Here is a 22,396-nt window from a genome sequence, read left to right on the forward strand (position 1 = left end):
TTGTTTACATCGGAGGCCTTGCCACGAAGGGCCCTGCAAATTTTTCGGGCATAACCAACCCTTAAACTTTAGGCCAATTGACGCGGCGGTCCTTGTTTTGAAACGTTGGCATTTTTAACCAAGGATTTAGCGACAATGAATTTTAGATATTCATTACTGGCCCTGCTTGTTGCACTTGCGGCGTGCGACGATTCGAACACCGCCGAGGCTCCATCGGCGTCGAGCACTTTTGCAGGGTCCGAAACAACCGTTGCGACCGGTGATGGCAGTGGGGGTGCCCCGGCAATCGTTGCACCTAATCCGGAGACGACGACCGTTGCGATCACCGAGGACGCACTGGCTGCGGCGCGGCGCGAGGCGGCCGCCCTCAAGGCTAATGGCAGGTTCGAAGATGCGGCGGGCAAACTGTCCGGTGCCGGGCTGCTGCAGGAGGCCGGCGCACTTCTCGCTGATGCTGGGCTCGAAGAAAAAGCCTTCGATCTTCTTGCGCCGAAGGATGCCGTCGTCAACGATGCGAATGTCTATGACCCCGGGCCGGACGGTGCGATCGTGCGGTGGCAGGTCGACGAGACCCCGTCGGTCAAGCGCAGTTCGATGATGATCGGTGGAAAGACGGTGCCGTTCACCGCGCGCGCCGGCCATCTGATTGCCTATGCCCCCGAAGATGCGAAATCCGGACGGCAAGATGCCCAGGCCTCGATCTTTTATACGGCCTACACCCGCGACGGCCTGCCAATGGGCAACCGCCCCATCACCTTCGTATGGGACAGCGGTGCCTCCTCGCTCTGGCTGCATATGGCCTCATGGGGCCCCAACCGGCTAAAAGTCGATCAGCCACCCATACCCCAGGCATCGTACGAGACGCCACCGACGACATTCCCCCTCGAGGAAAACAGCCTGACGCTTCTCGACAAGACGGATCTCGTCTTCATCGACCCCGTGGGAATGGGCTATTCGACGGCGATCGCCCCATTCACCAATAAGAACTTTTCGTCACCTGCGGCATTGAGTGTCGTGATGCGCGATTTCATCATTCGCTACAATAATGTGACCAACCGGCAGAGTTCGCCGAAATATCTTTATGGCGAATCCTCTGGTTTGACGAGCGCCTCGAGGGTTGCGAACCTGTTGCTCACCGCAGGCACCGGGCGGTTCACACCGGACAAATCGGGTAAGCCAGCCATTGTATTGTCGGGTCTCGTCCTCAATTCGCCAAGCCTCGATCCGTTGGAGCCATGCGACGGATATGGAGCCTACTTCGATACCTGCCTCGGATATCTGCCATCCTACGCAATGGTCGCCGACTATCACAAGGTTGGCGCCGGACGCGGCGCAGCAACGAAGGAGGCGTATCTCCAATCGATACGCACGTTCATCACAGACACCTTTCTGCCCGCCTATGAGGCCGAGCATTACGTTCCAGAAGAGAACCGGTTCGTGCCGTGGCTAACCTGGACCGACACCCCGGCCGGCCAAGAAGTCGTCGATCAACTCGTAGCGAAAACGGGCATTGAAGCGAGCAAATGGTATTATGGCTATGCCGCTGTGTCATATGTGCGGACAAACCTCAAGCCAGGCCAAGAGCTTGGCCGCATGGACGCCCGGCTCGCCAGTGAGGTCGTCCCATCTGACAACGACACAGAGCCGGCATCCCTAACCGACAACTACACCGAGCGAGCATTTTCCAACGACTTCAAGACCTACATGAAAAAGTCGGTGAACTACGAAACTGGCTCGGCCTATAAAGCTTGCTGCGATATTTGGAGCGCGCGGCAGGACAATCCGTCCAACGAGCGCCCCGCGAACACTCCGGAACTCAATGAAGCTATGACGCTCGCGCCGCAGCTCAAGCTGCTCATCCTGCATGGCTACGAGGATCTTGCGGCTCCCGGCTACCAGACCGAGCTCGATCTGAAGAAAGCCGCTCTCGCCGACCGCATCCCGGTCAAATGGTTCGAAGGCGGGCATATGACTTATCTTGCCGAAGAGTCGCGGGCGCCAATGAAAGCGGAACTCGACAAGTTTTTCGACGATCCCAAATATAGCCTCCCGCCTGCTCTCTCTTCTGAATAGAGGGGAGGCCAATGCGCGGCCCCACGCTTGGCCGGCGATATATCGGGCGGCAAGCCGAATGCGTCATTACCCCGCCTTTCTCAATCTGAGAAAGCACCTTTATTTCAAGACAAGGATTTAACCCACATGAATTTGAGATATTGCGCTCTCGCCACCCTGCTGTTGCTGACGGCCTGCGATGGGTCCGATTCTTCCGCGCCACAGCCGGATGCTGCGAGCACCTTCAATAATCCGACGTCGGGAACTGCCGCAGCAAGCGGAACCTCCGACATCGAAGGCGGTACAACCGTCGTTGTCGCGGAGCCGGCGGATCCCGCTTCTGAAAGTCCTGTTGAGCTGGCCAAACGCGAAGCGGCCGCACTTCAGAAGGAGGGCCAGTTCGAAAAAGCCGCCGACAAGCTCGCCAACGCCGGTCTCACCATCGAGGCTGGGACCCTCCTTGCCGAGGCCGGGCTGGAAGACAAGGCTTTTGCCTTTCTCGCGCCACAAGACCGTGTGATCAACGATCGGAACATCTATTATACGGATCATGATGGGTCGATATTGCCGTCCCTGGTGGACGAGACCACCTCGGTCAAGCGTAGTTCGATGACAATCGGCGGCAAGACGGTGCCATTTACCGCCCGCGCCGGTCACCTCATCGCCTACGGGCCGAAGGGCTCCGCGCCCGAGAGTGGAGAAACGCAAGCCGCAATCTTCTACACCGCCTATACCCGCGACGGGCTTCCGAAGGACAAGCGGCCTGTCACCTTCCTGTGGAATGGCGGCCCGGGGTCGGCTTCCATCTGGCTGCACATGGGCTCGTGGGCGCCGGTACGGCTGAAATCCGATGCGCCGTCGATCCCGGCCGAGTTTTATGACGCACAGCCCGAGACTCTTCCGCTCGAGGAGAACGCAATTACGCTTCTCGACAAGACAGACATCGTATTCGTCGATCCACCTGGAACAGGCTATTCGACGGCTGTCGCCCCGTACATAAACGCCAATTTCTGGGGCACCGACTGGGATGCCGGCGTCATTCGCGATTTCATCATCCGCTACAACAATGTCAACAATCGCCAGACATCCCCAAAATACCTCTATGGCGAGTCCTATGGCGGCATCCGCACGCCGATCGTCGCCGATCTGCTGCTCAATGAGGGCACGGCTCGATTTTTGCCGGAATCCTCCGGCAAACAGAACATTGTCCTTTCAGGTGTGATCCTGAATTCGCCGCTTCTGGATTATCAATCAAATTGCAACATGAACGGGGCCGTCAGTTGTGCCGGATATGTGCCGTCCTATGCCATGATCGGCGACTATCACAAGCTCGCCACGGCTCGGGGGAATGCATCCGCCGAAAGTTATCTTCAAACGATGCGGACCTTTGTCACGGAAAAATACCTTCCGTTGCTCAAGGAACACCCATTGTCCCCGCCGGATGGAAGTCCTTTGGTTTCCTGGAAGACGTTTGTCGCCACGCAGCCCGGTAAGGACCTCCTTGCAGAATTGCAGGCAAAGACCGGGATCCCGGAAACTCAATGGGCAATTAAACCCAAGATCAGACCGGAATGGGTGCAAAACAGTCTCATTCCGGGCTACAAGTTGGGGCGATTCGATGGACGCATGAAACTTCCAACATATTCGCCATACCCACCGGACAGTTACATCGATGTTGCCTTCGTCAATCAGTTCAAAAACTATATGGAGAAATCGGTAAACTACCAGAACGGCTCGCACTACAGCGACTGCTGCGACGCTATAGCTAACTGGAATTGGAGCCACCGGGGTTCCGGGGTCTGGTTGAGCCCCTCCAGCATCGCGGACCTCCAGGAGTCATTGGCCTTGAACCCGGAACTAAGGCTGCTCATCATCCATGGCTACGAGGATATAGCGACCCCCGGTTTCCAGACCGAGCTCGATTTGAACAACGCGGGAATGGCCAGCCGCGTGCCGGTCAAGTGGTTCGAAGGCGGCCACATGATCTACAATACCGAGGCGTCGCGCGCGCCGCTGAAAGCGGAATTCGATAAATATTTCGACGATCCGCGCTACAGCCTGCCGCCAGCCATTGCCTCGAACTAGGAGCAGCGAGCCATGAACCATATCATCATATCGACATCACTCTTGGCAGCGCTCATGCTTTCATCACCGGCCCAGGCCTATGACGATCTGCGCAAGCCGCCGGCAGATCCATCCGGCACGGTGCGCGAGCCCTTGACCGAGACCGGCATTCAGCGGGAACTGGACCAGCGGCTACTGCAACGCTTCAAGGTCGCGGCAGGTTCTTCCCCGCGACTGACGAAGCAGCAGGCAAAAGACGCCAATTGGGGCTTCATCGCCGATCACTTCGCCGAAATCGACGCGGGCGGCGCCGGCTATGTCAGCTTCGATCAAATCCAGGCGTTCATGGATGCGCGCAGCATTGGCGCAACGGCCAAGGCAAGGGTAAAGGCCCGGGCGTCGACGGTGAAAACGATCGAGTGACGTGGTACCGCGTGGAGGAGTATTACAGCCCCTTCACGCGGCCGCCAACGTCTTGAAACCGACCTACTCGAACACGATCGACGGGGCGGTGCGTCCGCCCTTGGCCGATTGCAACTCGTCCCAGACCTTCGCCGCGATCTCGCGATAGGCCTTGGCCTGCGGACCATCGGGGTTGCTGACGACAACCGGCCTTCCGCTGTCGGATGTTTCACGGATTTCCATAACGAGCGGCACTTCGCCGAGGAAGGGCACGCCGAGGCGTTCGGCCTCCTTGCGCGCGCCGCCATGGCCGAAAATATCGTAGCGCGCTCCGGTATCCGGAGCGATGAAATAGCTCATGTTCTCGACGATGCCGAGAAGCGGCACGTCGACCTTCTTGAACATGTTGAGGCCCTTGCGCGCATCGATCAGCGCCAGATCCTGCGGCGTCGAGACGATGACGGCGCCGGCAAGCGGCACCTGCTGAGCCATGGTCAATTGCGCGTCGCCAGTGCCCGGCGGCATATCGACGACCAACACATCGAGATCGCCCCACTCCACCTCGCGCAGCATCTGCGTCAGCGCCGACATCACCATCGGCCCGCGCCAGATCATCGGCGTTTCCTCCTCGACGAGAAAGCCGATCGACATGACCTTGAGCCCATAGCCTTGCATCGGCTTCAGCACCCGGCCTGAAACCACCTGCGGCCTGCCATGCAGATTGAGGAGGCGCGGCATGGACGGCCCGTAAATATCAGCATCGAGAATGCCGACACGATGGCCATTGGCGCTGAGGCCGAGTGCGAGATTGACTGCCGTGGTCGACTTGCCGACGCCGCCCTTGCCGGAGGCAACAGCGATGATCGCGCCAACGCCGGGCACGCCGGCCTTCACCGGCGCGGCTCCATGCGTGTGCGGCTGTGAGCCTTGCGCGGGAACGCGCGGCGGCGGCGTGGCCCCGGCAGGTGCGGAACGTTGCACGGGACGGGGTGACGGCGTTGCTCGCGGTGCGTCATCACTGGTCGGTCCGCCTTTCTTTTCGGCGGTCAAGGCGACGACTGCACCGGCAACGCCGGGCAACGCCTTCACGACGCGCTCGGCGGCGGACCGCAGCGGTTCCAGTTCCTGGGCGCGGGCGGCAGGCACGGTGATCGAGAAAAACACCTTGTTGTCGGCAATGAAGATATCCGAAACGAGGCCGAGCTCGACGATGTTGCTGTTGAAATCGGGGCCCGTCACTGTCTTCAGCTGTTCGAGAACCTGATCTTTCGTCACGCCTGCCATTTAAAATTCCATCCCTGTCGTTCCTTGGGGACTCAAATAGTGCAGTTGGGGCCAAACGCCAATGATCATTTGCATTCCAGCGACGCGGCGGGGCCGATCAGAGCTTTGTCACCATGCGGTGCGAGCCGGGATGGATCATGCGAACGAAGGTAATTGGCTTTTGCGGAAGGTAGGTCAGGCGCTCGATGACGAAGACGGGATCGTTCACGACAAGATCGAGCATGTCGGCTTCGTCCGGGTCGGCGAGGCCCGCATGGAACACGATTTCAGCCTGCGAAAACGGTGAGTGAGTGACAAGCCATTCGTTCGGGCTGACGGTCTCGAAAGTCTCGTGGCGAATGGCCGGCACTGCGTCCAGATTGATCCAGCGGTCTTCATACTGGTAGGGCTTTTCATCGGAAAGGTGCAGACAGCGCACATGCAGCATATCCTTGGCCTTGGTGATGCCAAGGCGCTTCGTCACGCATGCCGGCGCCTTTTCCACGACATTGGAAACGAGGCGAAATTGATAGGCGCCGCCCTTGTTCTCGATCTCCTGGCGCACGATGGGGATGACGAAACGTGCCTCACGCATCGGATGCAGCGCAACACGCGTGCCGGCCTTGCGCTTGCGCACCAGAACGCCGCCGCGCGCAAGCTCCTGCAGCGCCCGGTTTACGGTGGCACGGGCGCAGCCAAACTCGACTGCAAGCACCTCCTCGCCGGGTATCAGCGCGCCGGGCGCCCAGACGCGCTCGGCAATGCGGCGCGCCATCTCAGCCTTGATCGCATGGAACGATTTGCGCGCGGTTGCCGTCACACTCTCTCCAGAATCGACGCAAGGCGCGCCTTGTAGGACTTGAATATCGAAGCGCGATCGCGATGCCTGCCTTCGCGCACGACATGGCGTCCGGCCGACCAGACGTCGCTTACCGCATCTCTGTCGCCGGCAAATATCCAGCCGTCAAGCAGCCTGTCGCCGGCAAGGCCTAAAACCGCTGTGTTATCAACATCAAGGGCAATCATATCCGCCCATTTGCCGGCTTCAAGGCTGCCACTCGCGCGCCCGAGTGCCTGAGCTCCGCCCAGCAACGCGGCGTCGAAAAGCGTGCGGCCGCAGGATTTTCCGTCGCGCGAAAGCATGACGCGCGAAACGTCGCGCAGACGCTGGCTGTATTCGAGCTGGCGCAACTCCTCGGAAGGCGCAATACGAATATTGGAATCGGATCCGGTGCCGAACCGTCCGCCAGCGTTGAGATATTGGACGCCGTTGAAGATGCCGTCGCCAAGATTTGCTTCGGTGATCGGACACAGGCCGACAACCGCGCCGTTCGCCGCGACGCGCAGCGTCTCATCCTCATTCATGTGGGTCGAATGGATGAGGCACCAGCGCTCAGCGACGGGCAGATGATCGAGCAACCAGCTCATCGAGCGCTGGCCATAGGCGGACTCGACTTCCTGAAGTTCCGGAATCTGCTCGGCAATATGGATATGGAAGGGAACGCCCGGAAAATGCTGTTCCAGCGCCTTTAAGTCGCGTTCATTTACTGCGCGGATGGAATGGGGCGCGACACCGAAGCCGGCATCGGGGCTGACACTGGCCGCAGCTTTCTTTGCCTCTTCAGCCAGCCGCACATAGCGGTCGAGCTTGTTTCCGAACCGAAGCTGACCGCCAGCGAGCGCACGGCCGTCGACGCCGCCCTGCATATAGGCGACGGGTAAAATCGTCAGCCCGATGCCAGTTGCGCTGGCGGCGGCGGCGATGCGTTCCGACAATTCCCCGAGCTTTGCATAAGTCGCGCCGCCGGGCTGATGGTGCAAATAATGAAACTCGGCGACGCTGGAATAACCGGACTCCAGCATTTCGACGAAAGCGAAGGCGGCAATCGCCTCAATGTCCTCAGGATCGAGAATATCGAGAAAGCGATACATGACTTCGCGCCACGTCCAGAAGCTGTCGCGTCCGGCGGGGCTGCGTGCTTCCGACAAGCCCGCCATGGCGCGCTGAAAGGTGTGACTGTGCAGGTTGCTTTGCGCGGGGAGCAACGCGTCGACGGTATAAGCATCTGATTCTTCGATGGTTTCCGGTGTCACCGACGCGATGCGTCCGCTCGCGTCCACGCGGATGAGAACGTTGTTTTCCCAGCCATTGGCGGTCAGGGCCCTGCGCGCAAAAACTGATTTCGTGGCCTCGCTCATTTCTTCTCCTGCACCCGATTGACATAATATGTATATACATAATAATGGTATGAGCAAGACCATAATGGGACACGGCCAACGCCAATGAGAAAAATCCTTTCGGGACTTCGGATCGCAACGCTGGAAGACATCGGCGCGCCTTACGGCTTGATCGAGGATGGCGTAATCGGCGTGAAAGACGACCGCATCGCCTGGGTTGGCAAAGACGTTCCCGCCGACTGGAACCATGTAGAAATCGAGAATTTCGGTGGCAGGCTGGCAACGCCGGCGCTTGTCGATTGTCACACCCACCTCGTTTTCGGCGGCAACCGCGCCCGCGAGTTCGAAATGCGCCTCGAGGGCGCAACCTACGAGGAAATCGCGCGCGCCGGTGGCGGCATCGTGTCGTCGGTCAAGTCAACCAATGCGTTCAGCGAGGATGAACTGGTGGCGCAAAGCCTGCCGCGCCTCGACACGCTGCTGGCCGAGGGAATTTCCACCATCGAGATCAAATCCGGTTACGGCCTGAATATCGAAGCCGAACTCAAGATGCTGCGCGTTGCGCGAAGGCTTGCGACGCTCCGCCCGGTCCGAATCAAGACGAGCTATCTCGGCGCGCACGCCGTGCCGCTTGAATACAAGGGGCGCGCGGACGATTACATCGCCGAAGTCGCCCTGCCGGGTCTCGAAGCAGCGCACGCGGAAGGACTGGTCGATGCGGTGGACGGTTTTTGCGAGGGCATCGCCTTTTCGCCGACACAGATCGCGCGCGTGTTCGACAAGGCCAAAAGCCTTGGCCTGCCAGTAAAACTTCATGCCGAGCAATTGTCCAATCTCAGTGGCGCAAAGCTTGCGGCATCCTACGGCGCCCTGTCGGCCGACCATCTTGAATATCTCGACGCCGAGGGCGCCAACGCCATGGCCGAAGCCGGTACCGTTGCCGTGCTCCTACCCGGCGCCTTCTACGCCCTGCGCGAGGAACAGGCCCCGCCCGTGAAGCTTTTACGAGAAGCAGGCGTGCGTATCGCCGTCGCCACCGACTGCAATCCCGGCACGTCGCCGCTCACCTCCTTGCTTTTGACGATGAACATGGCGTGCACTCTGTTCCGCCTCACCGTCGAGGAATCACTCGCCGGGGCAACCCGCGAGGCAGCGCGCGCACTCGGGCTCCACAAGGATATCGGCACGATCGCGCCCGGAAAACGGGCCGAGATTGCGATCTGGAATGCAGAGCAACCGGCGGAGCTCTGTTACCGCATTGGCTTCAACCCGCTTCACCAGCTCTTCTTGAAAGCGTAACCATGACTGTTGTTCTCCATCCCGGCTCCGTGCCTATTTCAGTATTGGAAACCATCTATTGGCAGGGCGAGGCCGTACGGCTGGACCAATCGTTCAAGGCCGGGATTGAGGCTGCAGCGGCACGCATTGCCGAGATTGCGCGGGGCAATGCTCCCGTTTACGGGATCAATACGGGCTTCGGAAAGCTTGCCAGCATCAAGATCGATGCGGCCGATGTGGCGACCCTGCAACGCAATCTCATCCTTTCCCATTGCTGCGGCGTCGGCAACGCGCTGCCCGAAAACATCGTGCGCCTGATCATGGCGCTGAAGCTGATCTCGCTCGGCCGCGGCGCCTCCGGCGTCCGTCCCGAACTCATCAGCCTGATTGAGGGGATGCTCGACAAGGGCGTCATCCCCGTCATTCCGGAAAAGGGCTCTGTCGGCGCATCGGGCGACCTTGCTCCGCTCGCGCACATGGCCGCGGCCATGATCGGCGAAGGCGACGTCGTCTTGGGCGGCGAGCGCATGCCGGCGGGCGATGGGCTTGCGAAGGCCGGGCTAAAGCCGGTCGTTCTTGCCGCCAAGGAAGGGCTCGCGCTGATCAACGGCACGCAGGCTTCCACCGCGCTCGCTCTTGCAGGTTTGTTTCGTGCTCACCGGGCTGCCCAGTCGGCCTTGATCACCGGAGCGCTCTCGACCGACGCGGCAATGGGCTCGTCCGCGCCGTTTCACCCCGATATCCATACCTTGCGCGGGCATCGCGGCCAGATCGACACGGGGGCAGCGCTGCGCCGCCTCCTCGAAAATTCACCGATCCGCGAAAGTCACATCGAAGGCGACGAACGCGTGCAGGACCCCTATTGCATCCGCTGCCAGCCGCAGGTTGACGGGGCGTGCCTCGATCTCTTGCGCATGGCCGCACGCACGCTCGAAATCGAGGCCAATGCCGTCACCGACAACCCGCTGGTTCTCAGCGATGGCTCCGTCGTCTCGGGCGGCAACTTCCATGCTGAGCCGGTGGCGTTCGCTGCGGACCAGATCGCGCTTGCCATCTGCGAAATCGGCGCGATCGCCCAGCGCCGTATCGCATTGCTGGTCGATCCAGCCTTGAGCTACGGCCTGCCGGCATTTCTTGCGCGCAAGCCCGGCCTCAATTCCGGATTGATGATCGCGGAGGTCACCTCCGCAGCGCTCATGTCAGAAAACAAGCAGATGTCGCATCCGGCTTCGGTAGATTCGACGCCAACGTCGGCCAACCAGGAAGATCACGTTTCCATGGCCTGCCATGGAGCCCGACGGCTTCTGCAGATGACCGACAATCTGTTCTCGATCATCGGCATCGAGGCACTGACGGCGGCGCAAGGCATCGACCTCCGCAGTCCGCTCGCGACGAGCCCGGAACTCACCCGCGCCCACGGCGTTATCCGCTTAGCGGTGCCGACACTTGACGACGACCGCTATATGGCGCCGGACCTTCAGGCCGTAAGCGAGCTTATTGCCTCAGGCGCACTGAACGCCGCGATTTCGGCCGAAATTCTCCCAGTTCTGGATACGCGTCTATGAGCATTGTCGAGGTCAAACAGGGATCGCTGCCGATCATCCTCGGATTTCCGCACACAGGCACGGATGTGCCTGCCGAAATCTGGTCGCGTCTGAACGAGAACGGCCAGCGTCTCGCCGACACCGATTGGCATGTGGACCAGCTCTATGATGGCCTCCTGCCAGGCGTCTCGACCGTCAGGGCGACGTTCCACCGCTACGTCATCGATGCGAACCGCGATCCTGCGGGTGGCAGTCTCTATCCAGGCCAGAACACCACGGCGCTCATTCCGGAAACCGATTTCGACGGGAAAGCCATCTGGCGCGACGGCGAAATGCCGACGTCAGCCGATACGAAGCTGAGACTCGAACGGTTTCATCGCCCGTATCATGAGGCTCTGTTCGACGAAATCCAGCGGGTGCGCAAGACGCATGGGCTAGCCATCCTCTACGATTGCCATTCCATCCGCTCGCATATCCCGTTCCTGTTTGCAGGGAAGCTGCCGGATTTCAACATCGGGACCAATGAGGGCACAAGCTGCTCGCCGGAAATTGCCTCTGCGGTTGGCCGCATTGCTTTTGCTGCCCGCGGCTACGACGCCGTAATCAACGGCCGCTTCAAGGGCGGCTGGACGACACGCCATTATGGCAAGCCCTCCTCCAATATTCACGCCATCCAGATGGAGCTGACGCAATCGTCGCACCTTGCGACCGAAGCGCCACCCTTCGACTACGACGAAGGCAAGGCCGAGAAGTTGCGCAGGCACCTCAAGGACATACTCGAAATCATCGCACAGACCGCCATTAAACTGGGGAGCAAGTAATGAACAATCCGAGGCACAATATCCGGGAAATCCGCAGTCCCCGGGGCAATGAGCTCAACACCAAATCCTGGATGACCGAAGCGCCCCTGCGGATGCTGATGAACAATCTCGATCCGGACGTTGCCGAGAACCCCAACGAACTCGTCGTCTACGGCGGCATTGGTCGGGCTGCGCGCACCTGGGACGACTTCGACAAGATCGTTTCGACGCTGAAGACCCTCAACGGGGATGAAACGCTGCTCGTCCAGTCCGGCAAGCCCGTCGGCGTATTCAAGACGCACTCCAATGCGCCGCGTGTTCTTATTGCCAATTCAAATCTGGTGCCGCATTGGGCGACCTGGGATCATTTCAACGAACTCGACAAGAAGGGTCTCGCCATGTACGGGCAGATGACCGCGGGTTCGTGGATCTACATTGGCACGCAGGGCATCGTGCAGGGGACCTATGAAACCTTCGTCGAGGCCGGCCGGCAGCATTATGACGGCAACCTCAAGGGCAAATGGATCCTCACGGGTGGCCTTGGCGGCATGGGCGGCGCACAACCGCTCGCCGCAGTCATGGCCGGCGCCTGCTGCCTCGCCGTCGAATGCAATCCGGATTCGATCGATTTCCGCCTACGCACCCGCTATGTCGACGCCAAGGCGGAGACGCTCGACGAGGCGCTGGAAATGATCGATCGCTGGACCATGGCCGGCGAAGCCAAATCGGTTGGTCTTCTCGGCAATGCCGCGGATGTTCTGCCGGAACTCGTACGTCGCGGCGTACGGCCTGACATGGTGACCGACCAGACCTCGGCGCACGATCCGATCAACGGTTATCTGCCCAAGGGCTGGACCCTTGCCGAATGGCGCGAGAAGCGCGAGAGCGACCCGAAGGCCGTAGAAAAGGCCGCGCGGGCCTCCATGCGCGTGCATGTGGAAGCCATGCTCGCGTTCTGGAACCAGGGCATTCCCACGCTCGACTACGGCAATAATATCCGGCAGGTCGCCAAGGATGAAGGCCTTGAAAACGCCTTTGCTTTCCCCGGCTTCGTGCCGGCCTATATCCGTCCGCTCTTCTGCCGCGGCATCGGTCCGTTCCGCTGGGCCGCCCTGTCGGGTGATCCGGAAGACATCTACAAGACGGACGCCAAGGTGAAGGAACTGACGCCAGGCAATACGCACTTGCACAACTGGCTCGACATGGCACGCGATCGCATCGCCTTCCAGGGGCTGCCGGCGCGCATCTGCTGGGTCGGTCTCGGCGATCGCCACCGTCTCGGCCTTGCCTTCAACGAAATGGTGCGAAACGGCGAACTGAAAGCACCGATCGTCATCGGCCGCGATCACCTCGATTCCGGTTCCGTCGCTTCGCCGAACCGCGAGACGGAAGCGATGAAGGACGGCTCTGACGCCGTCTCGGACTGGCCGCTGCTCAATGCGCTCCTCAACACCGCGTCGGGCGCCACCTGGGTGTCGTTGCATCACGGCGGCGGTGTCGGGATGGGCTATTCGCAGCATTCCGGCATGGTGATCTGCTGTGACGGCACGGACGACGCCGCGGAGCGGATCGGCCGCGTGCTCTGGAACGACCCGGCCACCGGCGTCATGCGCCACGCCGATGCGGGCTACGAGATCGCAATCGAATGCGCCAAGGAAAAGGGTCTTAACCTGCCCGGTATCCTCGGCTGATGCGTATATTGCGCGCCGGCGCCCACAAGCGCATGCCGTGGAAGAATGGCGCCGGCGTTACCACTGAGTTCGCCATAGCGCCGGAAGGGGCTGCAATCGACAGCTTCGATTGGCGCATCAGCATGGCGAAGGTGCCGGATTCCGGCCCCTTCTCCGCCTTTGCCGGTATCGACAGGGTGCTGGCAGTGCTTGACGGCGCCATGAATTTACAAGTTGGCGCCGGCACGCCCGTGAAACTGGACTCAACCTCGCGGGCAATACCGTTTCCCGGTGATATACCGACGCGCGCCGATGTCATCGAGACGGTGACGGATCTCAACGTCATGGTGCGCCGCGGCCGTTTTACCGCTCGTGTTACACTGCTCGAACGCCAGGAACTGACAGCGGAAGCCAAGGAAACATTTCTGCTGCTTCGCTCAAAAGCTGCGTTGCACACGGGCGAGACTGTCGAAATCGACGATGTGATCCACCTCGCTCGCGGGGAAACGCTGGCCTTCGTCCGCATACCCGAAAGCTGCTGGTTGATCGAGATCAACGCCTCCTGATTTCATTGTCGCTTTGCCGCATAGATTTTGAGCTGACGCTGATGTATTTGATTGGCTCGAACTGAATCGGGGCGTTGATGCGCGGAATCTGGCACGACTGGCGAACGGCATTGCGCATACTTTGCGCCATTGCGCTCGTATGCGTTGCCTTCGCGCATAAGCCGGTTGCCGCCGAAGCCCAGCCAATCGATCTTGCCGCCTATACGCTTCCCGACGGCACCGTTCCTGTTCTCTGCCTCCCCGGCAGCGGCGGCGAGGACAGCCATAAGAGCGTCTGGCATGGCACGGGCTGCGAAGCTTGCCGGCTCGCCGCATCGTTCATCCTGGCAGTTCCGCCATTTGTATCCGAAGCAAAATTCCAGCCGGAGCAATCGATAGCGATAGCGCGCAAATCGATCCTGATCGCGCGCAGCCTCTACCCGCCTTCGGCGCCGCCGCAAGCCCCACCTTTCGCCTGACACAGTTCGTGCCGTAGGGCACGTCACGACGGCCTGCGTTTGCAGATCGTCATGCTTTATCGTCAGACGATTGGATTACCAATGACCATTTCGAGCGTGGCTTCCGCGAAGCCCAATACAATTAGCCTATCCCTTTACCGGGCCGTGTGGCGCTGGCATTTCTTTGCCGGCCTGCTGGTCATCCCCTTCATGCTCAACCTCGCCATCACCGGCGGCCTTTATCTGTTCAATGACGAGATCGACAATACGGTCTTTGCCTATCGCAATGTCGTCGAGCCGAATGGGACCGCGCTTGCGCCCTCGCTCCTGACTGAAACCGCTAAGGCAGCCCTGCCGGGCTCCAAGGTCCTGCGCTATCGCGCCCCGGCCGAGCCAAGCCAGTCCGTACGCGTTGTGGTTGGCACGAAGGCCGGAAAAACCTACGTCTTTCTCAATCCATATACCGGCGCTGTTCTCGGCACGGTTGCAGAGAAGGAAGAGTTTAACTGGGTCGTCAAGAAGATCCACAGCCTCGAATATTTCGGCCTCCCCTTCAACCGTATCGTCGAAGCGGTGGGCGGGCTTGCCCTCATTCTCGTCGTCACCGGTTTCTACCTCTGGTGGCCGCGCAAACAAACCGGCGGCGTCGTCAGTGTTCGTGGCACACCGCAGAAGCGCGTGTTCTGGCGCGACCTGCATGCCGTAACCGGAGCTGGCGCAGGGGCGTTGATCTTCTTCCTTGCGATCTCCGGCATGCCCTGGTCCGGCTATTGGGGCGATAAAGCCAACTCCGTCCTTGCCAATGCCGGCCTCGGTTATCCGACCCAGCTTTGGGACGAGGTTCCGAGTTCTGAGGTGCCGACCAAGAATGTCCTGACCAATGCCGGCTGGACGGTCGAAAACGCGCCAGTTCCGACATCCTCGCCGAGCAATGCTTCGCCGGTAGGTCTCGACAGCATCGTGGCGTCGGCCAACGCGGCTGGCCTGACCCCCGGATTCGAGGTGTCGCTGCCCTCAGGCAAGACCGGCGTCTACACGGCCGCGATCTTCCCAGACGATATCGCAAAGCAGCGGACCATTCACTACGACCAGTACAGCGGCAAGCCCCTCATCGACCTGAAATTCGGTGATTATGGCGCGGGGGCCAAGACAATGGAATTCGGTATCGGCGTTCACATGGGCCAGTATTACGGAGTCGCCAACCAACTCGTCATGCTCATGACCTGCCTCGCCATCGTCCTGACCTCGGTGACCGCTGTCGTCATGTGGTGGAAGCGCCGCCCGTCCGGTCAGCTCGGCGTGCCGCCCATGCCCACGCAGAAAAGTGTTTTCGCTGTCCTCACCCTTGTGATCCTTGGCTTCGGCGTACTCTTTCCCCTCACCGGGTTCGCCATTCTCGCAATGTTGATCCTGGATCAGTTGCTCACGCGCATACCCTCGCCCCTCAAACGTGTATTCTCTTGAAATCCGAAGTGGAGACCCTTTCCATGAAAACACTATCAACAATTGCCGCGGCGCTTCTCGTGTCCGCTTCCTTCTCCCTCGCAGCGGCCGCCCATGATCACTCGGCAATGCAGGCCGGCACGGAAATGACTGACGCCGGCGCGATGGAGCCGGTAAAGGCCGGCGACCTCACCTTGAGCGATGCCTTCACCCGCGCCACGCTGCCCGGAGCCAAGGTTGGCGGCGGCTATGTGACGATCGCCAACGGATCGAAAGAAGCCGACCGCCTTATCGGCGGCTCCACGCCCGTTGCGGAACGGGTCGAGGTTCATGAAATGAAGATGGATGGCAGCGTTATGAAGATGCGCCAACTGAAGGAAGGCCTCGAAATTCCGGCTGGCGAGACGGTAAAGCTGGCACCCGGCGGCCTGCACCTCATGATGATGGGGCTGAAATCACCGCTCAAGGAGGGCGACATGGTTCCTGTTACCCTGGAGTTCGCCAAGGCCGGCAAGGTGGACCTGCAATTGATGGTCGGCGCGGCCAACGCCACGGACATGGGACACTGAAATGGGAATTCGGCTTCTGCGCTATGGGCTGTGGGCGGCTATTGCCGTCCTCTCCCTTTTGCTGGTCATCACCTATGTCAATACTCGTCTTGGCAGCCAATCTGCGGGGGTGAAACTCGGCACGCCCTTCAACCTCACCGACCAGAATGGAGCGCCCATCACCGAAGCCGCATTCGAGGGCCATCCAAGCGTGCTCTTTTTTGGCTTCACGCATTGTCCCGAAGTCTGCCCTACCACGCTTTTCGAGATGTCGGGCTGGCTGAAGGACCTTGGCGACGAGGGCAAGGACCTGCGGGTTTTCTTCATCTCCGTCGATCCGGAGCGTGACACGCCGAACGTCATGAAAGGCTACACCACGGCTTTCACCGACAGGATCACCGGCATTACCGGCAAGCCGGACGAAATCGAGAAAGTGCTGAAAGCATGGAAGATTTACGCTCGCAAGGTGCCGACCGAGAACGGCGACTACACGATGGACCATACGGCCTCGGTAATCCTGCTCGATCGCGATGGAAGACTGAAGAGCACGATTGACTACAAGGAGAGCAAGGACGTCGCCCTCAAGAAGTTGCGCCTGCTCATCGAAAGCTGATGGCACGTGGTTTCTCGTCGCGCTTTTTCTGGCCCGGCGAGAAACCCTGCCACAGTAAGACCGTTCCATATTTTGTGGCGTTTGGAACAATTGTATACTAAAATACTCATAATTTCCTAGAATAATTCTAACCTATTGATATTTTTAATAGTTTTAAAGATTTAGTGTTTGACTTTATCAGGTTCGCCAGCCTTTATGCGAACTGGCGCGAGGTGCGCCGGCATCCCATGGATGCATCCCTTTGATGTCTGGGCCTTGAACCCTTTCGATTGGAGGACCTTATGATTGGTCTTTTTCTGCCACGCCTGCGCGTGGTTTCCCTGCTGCCACGGCAGCAACTGCTTCTATCCTCCAGTCCGAAGCGGCTGGCCGATATTCTTCCAGGTCGCCGCAAAGGCTCTTTCGCTGCAACACGCAATCACGAAAGGGCAGGCGATGTATCCGCATCTGACTGAATCGCATGGCGGCAACGGCTGCTATTTCGACCGAACTCCGGAAAAGCTCGTTCTCGAAGGTTATCGCCGTTGGACTGCGGGATTTGAAACCGGATCGGTAATTGCTTGGGAGATGGCTTTCGGTCTCTACAGCGAGCTCCTCGGCAGCCGCAACGGCAATCGGGCGCTCTCTGAACTGTCGTATTTCATCCGCACCCTGCGCCATTGCGCATTGTGCCCGTTGAAGACATTTCCATTCGGTTCGCACCATGTATGCCGGGAGGAATGCCTGACTTTGGGACTGATCGCGGGCTTACAAAATTGTGACATGGTTGCGGCCAGAACTTGCCTCAATGCCATGGCATGTCCTTCCCGTCAGGAGGATGTGGAGAACGCTGCGATCACCTTTGCCGAAACGCTGGTCGAATTGGACCAAGTGCTTTTGCCGATACCGAAATTCGCAATCGACGACATTATTTCGCGCCCGCAGCGCGCGAGCCTGCACTAAAGGGACGAGACAATGATCATCAGTTCACGGCTGGAACGCCGCCTTTCCATCACTGCGACTGCGCTTCTGACGGCAGCCGCCTTCGCCATGCCGATCAAGACCCGGACATTCACTGAAAGCCGGCCATCCGCAAACTATGTGAATGTCGCCGAGGCCGGGACGAGCGACAGAACCTACCGCGACCACGGCAGGGCGCGGCCTCGTTAAGAGCGGTTCGGCCCCGTTGCGGGGCCGCTCCCGTAACGTCCGGCATCCCGTTAGACACTATTCCACGATAGTATGATTTTTCAGGAACGAGGCGAAATCGGGCGCCGCATTCCCAATTTTCCGATCGTGCCCGGCACATCAGGAATCTTGTGCTCCGGCCCATTAGACGACCGTTTCGATAGACTAAGGCGCTTGCGGTAGAATATTCTAATTTTCCCCTGTAAAAGGAATTCTTTCTAACGCCCCTAATTTTGGGGCCTCTGCTACGCTTCAGTTCTCATCATACGGAGGCAGGCATGAAAAATTCCCGATTTTCCCTAACATTCGCGGCAGCGTTGCTTACAGCAACGATCGCCATTCAACCGATGTCTGCTGCCTTTGCGGACACCACCCTTCTCAACGTCTCCTACGATCCGACCCGCGAGTTCTACAAGGATTTCAACGCGGCGTTCGCGGCGAAGTGGAAAGCCGACACCGGCGAAACGATCACCATCCAGAGTTCGCATGGCGGATCGGGCAAGCAGGCGCGCGCCGTGATCGACGGACTTGATGCCGATGTTGTGACGCTCGCGCTCGAAAGCGACATTACGGCGATTGCCGAGGCGACGAAGAAAATCAATCCCGATTGGCGCACCAAATATCCGCACAATGCGGCGCCCTACACCTCGACCATCGTGTTTCTGGTTCGCAAGGGAAACCCCAAGGGCATCAAGGACTGGGGCGACCTGATCAAGGATGACGTGCAGGTCATCACTCCAAATCCGAAGACTTCGGGCGGCGCGCGCTGGAATTATCTGGCAGCCTGGGCCTGGGCCTATGGCCAGTACGGCGGCGACGAAGCCAAGATCAAGGAATATATCGCGACGTTGTTCCAGCACGTTCCGGTCCTCGATACCGGCGCCCGCGGCTCGACGACGACCTTCGCCCAGCGCGAACTTGGCGACGTCCTGCTTGCCTGGGAGAACGAAGCCTATTTGTCGCTGGCTGAATTCGGCGAGGACAAATTCGATATCGTCGTTCCTCCGCAGTCGATCCTTGCCGAGCCGCCGGTTGCTGTCGTCGACGGCAATGTCGATGCCAAGGGCACGCGCAAGGCTGCCGAGGCCTATCTCCAGTATCTCTACTCCGAAGAGGGCCAGACCCTCGCCGCCAAGCATTTCTATCGTCCGGCAGAACCGGAACTGGTCGCTCCCGACCTCATCAAGAAATTGCCGGAGTTGAAACTAGTGAAGATCGATGATCCTATCTTCGGCGGTTGGGCCAAAGCGCAGCCCTACCACTTCGGAGATGGCGGTACGTTTGACCAGATTTACAAGCCGAAACAATAACAGCATGATTTCCAACCTCGCGAAAGCAGGTTGGCGGTTTAAGAGGCCGAGTGTCATTCCGGGATTTGGAATGACACTCGGCTTCACTCTTGCCTACCTCGCATTAATTGTTCTTATTCCTTTAACGGGTCTCGCATGGCGTTCCGCATCCCTTGGCTGGGCCGGGCTATGGCATGTCGCGACCGATCCCCGCACCCTCAACGCACTCAAGATCAGCTTTGGCACGGCCTTTGTCGCGGCGCTGATCAACGTCTTTTTCGGCGTCGTCGTTGCCTGGGTGCTGGTGCGCTATCGTTTTCCGGGTCGTCGCATCATCGATGCGATTGTCGATCTCCCCTTCGCCCTGCCGACAGCCGTGGCCGGTATCGCGCTGACGTCGATCTACGCCAAGAACGGCTGGATCGGACGCTGGCTTGATCCCCTCGGCATCAAGGTTGCGTTCACGCCGATCGGCATCACCATCGCGCTGATCTTCGTCGGCCTGCCTTTCGTGGTGCGCACTGTACAGCCGGTGATGGAAGAAATCCGCACGGAGGTCGAGGAAGCTGCGGCCACGCTCGGGGCCAACCGGTTCCAGACGATCACGCGTGTGTTGCTGCCCGGTCTCCAGCCGGCGATCCTCACCGGCTTTGCCCTCGCCTTCGCCCGGGCTGTCGGCGAATACGGTTCGGTGATCTTCATCGCCGGCAACCTGCCTTATGTGTCAGAGATAGCGCCGCTCCTCATCGTCATCCGGCTTGAGGAATTCGATTATGCCGGCGCGACGGCGATCGCGGCGATCATGCTGCTGATCTCGTTCGCCATGCTCTTCATCATCAATCTCATTCAGGCGTGGAGCCGCAGGAGGTATGGCTATGGTACATGACCTGTCCCAGACCGCAGCCCCCGCAGCGGCGACCTGGCATCCGGCAACGACCGAGAGCCGCGGCTCACGCTATGTGCTGATCGGCATCACGCTGGTGTTTCTCGGATTGTTCCTCGTCCTGCCACTCGTGTCGGTTTTTGTCGAGGCATTCCGCAAAGGACCGGCCGAATATTTCACCGCGCTCATAGAGCCTGACGCGCAGGCTGCCATCCGCCTGACGCTGCTCGTCGCCGCGATCGCCGTGCCGCTTAATCTCGTCTTTGGCGTGGTCGCCGCATGGACCATCGCCAAGTTCGAATTCAAGGGCAAGGCGTTCCTGACGACGCTCATCGACCTGCCGTTCTCGGTCTCGCCGGTAATTTCGGGCCTGGTTTATGTGCTGCTATTCAGCTCGCACAGCTTGCTTGGGCCATGGTTCAAATCGCATGGCATCGAGATCCTCTTTGCCGTGCCCGGCATCGTGCTTGCGACGGTTTTCGTGACCTTCCCCTTCGTTGCCCGTGAATTGATCCCGCTGATGCAGCATCAGGGCACGACCGACGAGGAAGCCGCGCTCTCGCTCGGGGCCAATGGCTGGCAGACTTTCTGGCACGTGACATTGCCGAACATCAAATGGGGCTTGCTCTACGGCGTGCTTTTGTGCAACGCCCGCGCCATGGGGGAATTCGGCGCCGTGTCCGTCGTATCAGGCCACATTCGCGGGCTGACCAATACGATGCCGCTGCATGTCGAAATTCTTTACAACGAATATAATTTTGTCGCTGCGTTCGCGGTGGCTTCGCTTCTGGCGCTGCTGGCGCTGGTCACGCTTATTCTCAAGTCATTGCTTGAGATGCGATACGGCGCGGAGCTGCGGGCAGCAGGCGGACACTGAGAGGGTTTGAAATGGATGTTCGCGTAAGTGGTGTGCGCAAGGAATTCGATCGCTTTCCGGCGCTGCACGACGTTTCACTGGAAATAAAGTCGGGCGAACTTATCGCCCTGCTTGGCCCGTCCGGGTCGGGCAAGACAACTCTGCTGCGCCTGATCGCCGGGCTGGAATCCCCCACCGAGGGCAAGGTGTTCTTCGGCGATGAGGACGCCTCGCTGAAGTCGGTCCAGGAGCGCAATGTCGGTTTCGTGTTCCAGCATTATGCTCTGTTCCGGCACATGACGGTCATCGACAATGTTGGTTTCGGGCTGAAGGTACGGCCCTCGAACACGCGGCCCGCCAAGGACGAGATCCGGCGCCGTTCATCGGAGCTTCTCGACTTCGTCCAGCTTTCAGGCCTGGAAAAGCGCTACCCCGCGCAGCTATCGGGCGGCCAGCGCCAGCGCGTCGCCCTTGCTCGTGCGATGGCAATCGAGCCGCGCGTTCTGCTGCTCGACGAGCCATTCGGAGCCCTCGATGCCAAAGTTCGCAAGGAACTCCGACGCTGGCTGCGCGAAATCCACGACAAGACCAAGCATACGACCGTCTTCGTGACCCACGATCAGGATGAGGCGCTTGAACTTGCCGATCGGGTCGTGGTGATGAGCCAGGGCAGCATCGAGCAGGTCGGCACGCCGGACGAAGTCTACGACAAGCCGAACTCGCCGTTCGTCTATGGCTTCATCGGTGAATCGAGCCGCCTGCCGGTTCGCATCGAGAACGGAACTGTCTGGATCGGCGAGAAGTCACTTGGCCTCAAGGCCGACCGGCCCGATGGCGACGGCATGCTCTATTTCCGCCCGCACGATGTCGAGCTGGTCGACGGCTCGAACGGCTGCATCGCGGGTACGGTCGTCGCGAGCCGCCGTGTCGGCGCAACGCGGCGCGTCGAACTTATGGTCGCGGGTGCTGAGGAGCGTATCGAAATCGGCATCGATGCCGACCACCCTGCGACTGAACTCTCCGGCATCGCTTTCAGGCCAAGACATTTTCGCGTCTTTGCCCGCGATTGAAGCAGGTAATGCGGCGTTGGCGGGATCATCGCGATCCCGCTTTTTTGTTTGGGGCCACCCCTTGCAACCAAAGCCCGCCTTAACAGTTTCCGGCTGAAATACGCCAAAAGCCCAATGGAAATCTGACTCATTTTCATCAAAACTGATCGCTAGAGGCGAAAGTGCTTCTAGCGTCATTGCCTTGAGCCGATTAGATCGTAAACTGTTCGTGAGGGGGAACGATCCCGAGCGAACCTTGTGCTGCAATCAGAAGATTATTTCTTCCAACCGAAA

General features: G+C 59.7%; 21 protein-coding genes. 18 read left to right on the forward strand and 3 right to left on the reverse strand.

The window, feature by feature from the left end:
- Positions 1 to 135 precede the first annotated feature (135 nt).
- From BR48_RS24035 to BR48_RS24045, 3 genes are all read left to right on the forward strand, one after another.
- A complete protein-coding gene (locus tag BR48_RS24035; RefSeq protein ID WP_051614645.1) occupies positions 136 to 2,073 on the forward strand; it encodes a hypothetical protein in 1,938 nt (645 codons plus the stop codon).
- Positions 2,074 to 2,199: 126 nt separating this feature from the next.
- Positions 2,200 to 4,137, forward strand: a complete 1,938-nt coding sequence (locus BR48_RS24040; protein WP_197030333.1) for a hypothetical protein — start codon at positions 2,200 to 2,202, stop codon at positions 4,135 to 4,137.
- Positions 4,138 to 4,149: 12 nt separating this feature from the next.
- Positions 4,150 to 4,539: a hypothetical protein gene (locus BR48_RS24045; protein ID WP_051614647.1), complete on the forward strand. Its 390-nt coding sequence runs from the start codon at positions 4,150 to 4,152 to the stop codon at positions 4,537 to 4,539.
- A gap of 63 nt (positions 4,540 to 4,602) precedes the next feature.
- Here BR48_RS24045 and BR48_RS0106810 read toward each other — a convergent pair whose 3' ends face one another.
- The 3 genes from BR48_RS0106810 to BR48_RS0106820 form a co-directional block, all read right to left on the reverse strand.
- Positions 4,603 to 5,802: an Mrp/NBP35 family ATP-binding protein gene (locus tag BR48_RS0106810; protein WP_027230601.1), complete on the reverse strand. Its 1,200-nt coding sequence runs from the start codon at positions 5,800 to 5,802 to the stop codon at positions 4,603 to 4,605.
- A 97-nt stretch (positions 5,803 to 5,899) separates the two neighbouring features.
- The gene (locus BR48_RS0106815; RefSeq protein WP_027230602.1) at positions 5,900 to 6,601 is read right to left on the reverse strand and encodes a GntR family transcriptional regulator; all 702 of its coding nucleotides are present in this window, start codon (positions 6,599 to 6,601) and stop codon (positions 5,900 to 5,902) included.
- Positions 6,598 to 7,980, reverse strand: coding sequence for a formimidoylglutamate deiminase (locus BR48_RS0106820; protein ID WP_027230603.1), 1,383 nt, complete (start codon positions 7,978 to 7,980; stop codon positions 6,598 to 6,600). The genes BR48_RS0106815 and BR48_RS0106820 overlap by 4 nt, the downstream gene beginning before the upstream one ends.
- 84 nt (positions 7,981 to 8,064) lie before the next feature.
- Between BR48_RS0106820 and hutI the strand changes: the two genes are divergently transcribed.
- From hutI to BR48_RS24055, 15 genes are all read left to right on the forward strand, one after another.
- On the forward strand, positions 8,065 to 9,258 hold the full coding sequence (hutI, locus tag BR48_RS0106825) for an imidazolonepropionase (RefSeq protein WP_027230604.1): 1,194 nt from the start codon (positions 8,065 to 8,067) through the stop codon (positions 9,256 to 9,258).
- 2 nt (positions 9,259 to 9,260) lie between these two features.
- The gene (hutH, locus tag BR48_RS0106830; RefSeq protein WP_027230605.1) at positions 9,261 to 10,802 is read left to right on the forward strand and encodes a histidine ammonia-lyase; all 1,542 of its coding nucleotides are present in this window, start codon (positions 9,261 to 9,263) and stop codon (positions 10,800 to 10,802) included.
- The gene (hutG, locus tag BR48_RS0106835) at positions 10,799 to 11,602 is read left to right on the forward strand and encodes an N-formylglutamate deformylase (protein ID WP_027230606.1); all 804 of its coding nucleotides are present in this window, start codon (positions 10,799 to 10,801) and stop codon (positions 11,600 to 11,602) included. Before hutH ends, hutG begins: the two co-directional genes overlap by 4 nt.
- The gene (hutU, locus tag BR48_RS0106840) at positions 11,602 to 13,272 is read left to right on the forward strand and encodes a urocanate hydratase (RefSeq protein ID WP_027230607.1); all 1,671 of its coding nucleotides are present in this window, start codon (positions 11,602 to 11,604) and stop codon (positions 13,270 to 13,272) included. Before hutG ends, hutU begins: the two co-directional genes overlap by 1 nt.
- Positions 13,272 to 13,817, forward strand: a complete 546-nt coding sequence (locus BR48_RS24050) for a HutD family protein (protein WP_036813471.1) — start codon at positions 13,272 to 13,274, stop codon at positions 13,815 to 13,817. Before hutU ends, BR48_RS24050 begins: the two co-directional genes overlap by 1 nt.
- A 77-nt stretch (positions 13,818 to 13,894) precedes the next feature.
- A complete protein-coding gene (locus BR48_RS0106850; RefSeq protein WP_027230608.1) occupies positions 13,895 to 14,275 on the forward strand; it encodes a hypothetical protein in 381 nt (126 codons plus the stop codon).
- 81 nt (positions 14,276 to 14,356) lie between these two features.
- Complete coding sequence (locus tag BR48_RS0106855; protein WP_036813474.1) at positions 14,357 to 15,718, forward strand: PepSY domain-containing protein; 1,362 nt, start codon at positions 14,357 to 14,359, stop codon at positions 15,716 to 15,718.
- 23 nt (positions 15,719 to 15,741) lie between these two features.
- The gene (locus tag BR48_RS0106860; RefSeq protein ID WP_027230610.1) at positions 15,742 to 16,266 is read left to right on the forward strand and encodes a copper chaperone PCu(A)C; all 525 of its coding nucleotides are present in this window, start codon (positions 15,742 to 15,744) and stop codon (positions 16,264 to 16,266) included.
- Between the two features lies 1 nt (position 16,267).
- Positions 16,268 to 16,858, forward strand: a complete 591-nt coding sequence (locus BR48_RS0106865; protein ID WP_051614649.1) for an SCO family protein — start codon at positions 16,268 to 16,270, stop codon at positions 16,856 to 16,858.
- Between the two features lie 435 nt (positions 16,859 to 17,293).
- Positions 17,294 to 17,800 carry a hypothetical protein gene (locus BR48_RS0106875; protein WP_027230612.1) on the forward strand — a complete coding sequence of 169 codons (507 nt, stop codon included), beginning with the start codon at positions 17,294 to 17,296 and terminating at the stop codon, positions 17,798 to 17,800.
- Positions 17,801 to 17,812: 12 nt separating this feature from the next.
- The gene (locus BR48_RS0106880; RefSeq protein WP_027230613.1) at positions 17,813 to 18,007 is read left to right on the forward strand and encodes a hypothetical protein; all 195 of its coding nucleotides are present in this window, start codon (positions 17,813 to 17,815) and stop codon (positions 18,005 to 18,007) included.
- Positions 18,008 to 18,303: 296 nt separating this feature from the next.
- Positions 18,304 to 19,335 (forward strand): sulfate ABC transporter substrate-binding protein, encoded by a 1,032-nt coding sequence (locus BR48_RS0106885; protein ID WP_027230614.1) that lies wholly within the window; start codon positions 18,304 to 18,306, stop codon positions 19,333 to 19,335.
- A 4-nt stretch (positions 19,336 to 19,339) separates the two neighbouring features.
- The gene (cysT, locus tag BR48_RS0106890) at positions 19,340 to 20,200 is read left to right on the forward strand and encodes a sulfate ABC transporter permease subunit CysT (protein WP_027230615.1); all 861 of its coding nucleotides are present in this window, start codon (positions 19,340 to 19,342) and stop codon (positions 20,198 to 20,200) included.
- Positions 20,184 to 21,074, forward strand: coding sequence for a sulfate ABC transporter permease subunit CysW (cysW, locus tag BR48_RS0106895; RefSeq protein ID WP_051614651.1), 891 nt, complete (start codon positions 20,184 to 20,186; stop codon positions 21,072 to 21,074). Before cysT ends, cysW begins: the two co-directional genes overlap by 17 nt.
- A gap of 11 nt (positions 21,075 to 21,085) precedes the next feature.
- The gene (locus BR48_RS24055; RefSeq protein WP_036813478.1) at positions 21,086 to 22,123 is read left to right on the forward strand and encodes a sulfate/molybdate ABC transporter ATP-binding protein; all 1,038 of its coding nucleotides are present in this window, start codon (positions 21,086 to 21,088) and stop codon (positions 22,121 to 22,123) included.
- Positions 22,124 to 22,396 lie beyond the last annotated feature (273 nt).

The sequence above is a fragment of the Phyllobacterium sp. UNC302MFCol5.2 genome (genome assembly GCF_000686005.1).
Taxonomy (GTDB): Bacteria; Pseudomonadota; Alphaproteobacteria; order Rhizobiales; family Rhizobiaceae; genus Phyllobacterium; species Phyllobacterium pellucidum.